This is a genomic window from Lentimicrobium sp. S6, assembly GCF_013166635.1.
In the GTDB taxonomy this organism is placed as follows: Bacteria; Bacteroidota; Bacteroidia; order Bacteroidales; family UBA12170; genus UBA12170.
This window is the reverse complement of record NZ_JABKBZ010000134.1, coordinates 1-5,161: the sequence shown is the minus strand read 5'-3', so window position 1 is coordinate 5,161 and position 5,161 is coordinate 1. Positions and strand designations below refer to the sequence as shown.

Below are 5,161 nucleotides of genomic sequence, written 5' to 3'. Positions count from 1 at the left end.
TGTAAAACTCTTTTACCTCAAAATAATCTAAGATAAATGCGGGTAAAAACTCTTGTAATATTGTTAATTCCAAAACTTAATTTTTGTCAGCTAAGATAAGGATTCCCCATAGTTTTTAATGTGACCCGTTCTTTCTTCGGTAAAATCGAACCAAACCGAAAATGAAATTGGTATGGACAATGACCATCGTTTGGATTCATCTTTAAAATAGTAAATGGGTAATTGAGCTCCAAGGATGGGCTCTGCAACGGGCACTACTCCATTTCTTTCTAATCCAATATCGTAGGTATCGAATAAAGCCATAGCCCCAATTCCCACATTAGTAATTGGAGCATATCTGTCAGAATAAAAATATTGACCAAAATCTCTTTTTTTGAAAAAGCTTTTGGCAATTAAAGTGTCCTGAGCCTGAAGACCAATTCCAATAAAAGCAAGTAGTACGATTAGTGTTATTTTATTCATGTCATTTTGCTTTTTTAAATATTTAAGGTTTAGATATCTCAATATGGGACACAAAAGTATAGCAAGAATCTCAAACTGAAAATCAAGACTTATAATAAATCCCGCTCTTTTAGAACTTCTTTCATAGCTTTATCATCATTGGATTGATTCACTAGTTTGTAGATTAAAAATAATGGAACAAAGTAACAAGTCCCCAAGTACTTTTCACTAAACTGTAGAAGATAACTCCCACCATAAAGCCAATTACACAGCATTTATAATGGAGTTCGATTTCATTTTTTTTGCTTTTACTAAGAGTTCTTCATCTGTTAACTCTGATTATTCTTTTTGATTCATTTGTTTTGTTTAATTGATAAGTCTTGTTCTTCTTATTTTTACGGAACCTTATTACTATTTTTTATTCATTTCCACTACCCAAATTCCTCTTAGTTCGTTTATGTTGTAATTGATGGCTTTATCATTTGGATATAAACCTGCAATTTGCAAAAGGGTTTCTGGTTTAAGTTCTGCGCCCTGGCTTCCATGACATTGCAAACAAAGTTGATTGGTTATGATGGGATAATAGCCCACCATTCTTCCATTAATTTCAGTCATTTTGGGTTTTACCATTTCTCCCTTTTTCAGAAACTCTTTTGATTTTGCAATATATGCTGCCTCTTGTGGGTTTGCCTTATTATTCGGATTTCTGGCTTGGTCTGAGACTCTTTTTAATTGAACATCTAAAGCGATGGCCATACTGTCGGTTAAGGGATAAGCTTTAGCAGAACAGAAAGTTACAGCCCCTACTGTTCCTTTGATATTGATTTCATTTATCAGGTTTTTAGCCAATACTTTTTGTGTTTGCATGGCGAAATTTAAACCCTCTTCTAAATGGTTGATATCATTTTGTTTAGTGCTATCATTTTTATGAGCTTCTTCTGATGAGCTATTGCAGCCCCATAAAATCAGCGAAACTAGAAATAGACTATTCCAGATTATTTTTTTCATTTTGTATATTTTAAATTCATATTTGAGGTGTTCACATATTACTTAACTAAAGTTTCGAAACTTGCTGGCAATAAATAATTGTTTGTAATTCATTATTTTACTAGTTTTCTCTTCTTAGTGGAACTTTGAGACTTCTTTGTGTCTCCCAGCGAAATAGCTATTCCACGAAGTTTCTCAAAGAATACGCCAAGTTTCACAAAGTTAATACATAATGAAAATGGATATCTTAACAGACAATAACATCCGATTTTCAAGGCTTCATATCTGATTTATTTACAATAGTTTAAACAATATTCGAAGCTTGAGTAACTTAACTAAATCGAATTAATTAATTGTAAAACCCTCTAAGTTATTTTAATTTCTCTATTTTCCATTTCCCTGAAATCAACTGAGAATGAAACTCTCCTACTTTAAACAATACACCAGCTTCCATATCCCACTCCCCTTCCATGGAATCCTCTGAAATAACTCCATGATAGTGAATCTCTGGATGCTCTTTACTTTTATCTATAATGATTTCACCAACATCGTTTCTTAGAAATAATGCTGGATATTGTTTGATAAAACTAATTTCGTTGTCATCAACAAATCCAGTCACTTTAGCAATTCCTGGAGATTGGTTGTCATCAGAAATATCTTTGATTTCTCCGGAGATATCATCCTCATCATCAACCTGAAGTGTAAGTTCAAAGTTAAATACTTTGTTGTCCTGTCCAAATTCAGGATCAAAAGAATAAGATCCTAACCATTTTCCATTTAGTTTGTCCATATCGTGTGTCCGTATATATTCTAATATTTTGATATTAATTTCTACCCTAGCCAAGCCCCAATTGGCCTAAATAGGAATTTTGGTAAATATAAATCAATTTTCATCTCTTCAGAAAGGATAGATAGTGTTTTATACCAAAGGTATGTAATAATGCGCCTTAAGCTATTTCGCTTTCACATTAGCTTGTCTAGAACTATACTCGGATTTAATGCCAAAACATAATTAAGGCATATTTTAATTAGTAATCGATATTACACATTCTGTGTTCATACCCAGCCCCTTCCCTATACATAAGACATACACCTAATAGAATTTTAATGAAAGGCTTTTAATCCTTATGAAAGAAATGGTATTTGGTCATGAGGAGGGCAGGGCAAACTCATACTTTCAGTTTTAATTAAAAAATCAACGATTAAATTAAAAAAAGAAAAAGCTGCCCACTAATTCCACAAGTTTTCACGGATTATTTCTACAAAGAGAGTATAGCAAAGCTGAACTTTGTTTGCAATCTGTGTTAATTTGCGGAAATCTGTGGACAAATTAAAAGTATGCGTTTGCCCTGATGAGGAGGGTAATAAACAGATGTATTTTAAAGCATTTAATAAATTGTGATTAAACGGGTGGTAATTGGCGTTTAAGAAAGCTTGTTCCAAAGCACAAGAAACCAAAAGCAATCAGTACTATTTTAATTGACCATAGTTTTTAGCGTTTTACTTGAGCCATCACACTCAGCTTTAACGATATACATCCCTAATGGAATATTCTTTAAAACAATACTTGATCCATTTTCGCTATCTTGTTGGTCATTTCAACGCAAACACGATCAGTAAGTCCAAAATCACACGAATTCGTAACGATAACATAAGCTCTATCCAAATTAGGGGCTACCATAACTGCAGCATACCATATCTCATTACTTCCTCCATGTACTAGCACTATTCCTTTTGCCCATGGTTGTTCAGTCTCTTGGAATACAACCCACCCGCCTGCATAAACACCATTAGGTTCTATCAATTTATTTAGAATTATTCTATCAAGAAAAGTGTTTTCCCCAGGTAATTGAAGTGAAATGAATTTAGCCCAGTCCTCTACACTGCAATGCACCCGACCGGCAGGACTTAAAACTTCCCCATAATAATCTCTACTGGGTTTCCATTTGTTTTGAAGCCATGATTTCTTATGCCCCCATGGTTGGTCTATTGACTTATTTTTAACAGGATCACCAAATCCGGCAGTTGTCATACCAAGCGGTCCAAATAAACGCTCTCTCATTAAAGTTTCCCAGCTTAAGCCCGTTATTTGCTCTGCCATACAAGCAGCAACTACGTAACCGAAATTAGAATAATGGAATTCTCCGTCAGTGTATGCTGGAGCAAGTTTTATGTTATCCTTCAATATTGAAAATCGTCTTTCTTTGATATCCATATCGGCATATGCGTACCAGTCAATTGGATCATTTTGGATACCGGCACGATGAGTTAGTAATTGCCAAAGTGTAGTATTCTTAAGATCAGGATGAATATTATTTTTTAGATCAGGAATAGCTTCTATCAATTTCATGTCCCAACTGAGCTTTCCTTCTGCTACCAAAGTGGCTATCATGGTAGCAGTCATTGCCTTTCCACATGAACCTAGATGCACCACGTCATTAGCAGTAAACGCAATACCAGAACCCGCTTTACGCTCACCGGCAGAAGCTATGGCAATGACCCCTTCGCCTGAGATGATGGCAGCAATCATTCCGGGTGCTTGACCATCATTTACTACTTTAGTAAGGATGTTCTGAATGGAATCAGATTTTCTTAAATCCGAATCGGATTGCGAATAGATAATTTGATTTTCAGCTGTCTTATCTTTTGTTCCTAGCCTTAAACAACTGGTCAAGAATACAAGAAAAAGCAGACTCAATAAAGCAATTTTAATATTTTTCATATTCCAAATATTTCTAATGAATGTCGTCATATATATTATTGAGCCAAGTGCTTTCTATCAGTCTTTATCCCACTTTCTTGCAATAATAAAGCTAATCGTTATCCCATGAAATATGGTTTCTGCTTTAATTATCTCAAAACCTTGATTAGTCAATAAACGCTCTACTTTTTCAGGAGTAAACATATTTAAATGCAAAGGAAAAAAACCTAAGTTCTTAATCAAGCGAAATGCTTTAAATTCTAAGCTATTTTTAAAGGCCATCTTACTTTCCAAACAGGCTGTAGAAGAGATAAACAATCCATCTCTTTTTAATAGATTATGTATTCTACCAATTGTTTTATTACTATCATTTAGCAGGTGAATAACTCCATAAGATATGATTTTATCAAATGAAGCCATCTTAAAACCGTTATCAAATACATCTCCTTGTGCAAAACTTATATTTTTCAAATGACCGCCAATAATCTTTTTATTCGCCTCATTTATCATTTCACTTGAAGTGTCAAGTCCATGAATATGTTTTACAGACTCAGCAAGGGCTATTGTTTTGGTCCCAGTAGCACAGCCAAAATCCAGAACCTTGTCATTAGCTGAAAGATGGTTTTTAGTTCCTAAGATTATTTCTTTGAACACAGGATCGAATTGCCTCTCGTTATCATCATATCTTTTAGCTTGCTTATCCCAAAACTTCTGAGTTTTACTTATCATGGATTTTATTTTTGTAGAAATAGCTTTACTATTCAATCTTCTTGCCCCGCATTTTTCGTCCTCCTTGTAAAAGGGTCAAGCTCTTAACCACACCTCTTTTAATTTTAAAGCTAATATTGGCCTTAGTAACTGTAAGGAAAAAGTCAGTCTCATTTTCAGGATAAATCTCGGGTCAAGTTATTTTTTATGGGGAGATAAGTTAATGAGAACTGGAATTAGGGAATTGGATATTTTTTTTGATAGATAAAAAATTCTTTGCTATATAAGATTAGAAAACATGGACTATAGCTTAGTCTTAGATCT

At 34.0% G+C, this 5,161-nt stretch carries 5 protein-coding genes; all 5 read right to left on the bottom strand.

Going from position 1 to position 5,161, the window contains the following annotated elements; genetic code table 11:
• Positions 1-90: 90 nt before the first annotated feature.
• The 5 genes from HNS40_RS21535 to HNS40_RS21515 all read right to left on the bottom strand — a co-directional run bounded on the left by HNS40_RS21535 (position 91) and on the right by HNS40_RS21515 (position 4,858).
• Complete coding sequence (locus tag HNS40_RS21535) at positions 91-462, bottom strand: hypothetical protein (RefSeq protein WP_172284783.1); 372 nt, start codon at positions 460-462, stop codon at positions 91-93.
• Between the two features lie 390 nt (positions 463-852).
• Entirely contained in the window at positions 853-1,449 is a 597-nt protein-coding gene (locus HNS40_RS21530) for a DUF3365 domain-containing protein (RefSeq protein WP_172284782.1), read from the bottom strand.
• A gap of 349 nt (positions 1,450-1,798) precedes the next feature.
• Entirely contained in the window at positions 1,799-2,218 is a 420-nt protein-coding gene (locus HNS40_RS21525; RefSeq protein WP_172284781.1) for a hypothetical protein, read from the bottom strand.
• Between the two features lie 765 nt (positions 2,219-2,983).
• Positions 2,984-4,150 carry a serine hydrolase gene (locus HNS40_RS21520; protein WP_172284780.1) on the bottom strand — a complete coding sequence of 389 codons (1,167 nt, stop codon included), beginning with the start codon at positions 4,148-4,150 and terminating at the stop codon, positions 2,984-2,986.
• A gap of 57 nt (positions 4,151-4,207) precedes the next feature.
• Entirely contained in the window at positions 4,208-4,858 is a 651-nt protein-coding gene (locus tag HNS40_RS21515; RefSeq protein WP_172284779.1) for a class I SAM-dependent methyltransferase, read from the bottom strand.
• Between the last annotated feature and the right edge of the window lie 303 nt (positions 4,859-5,161).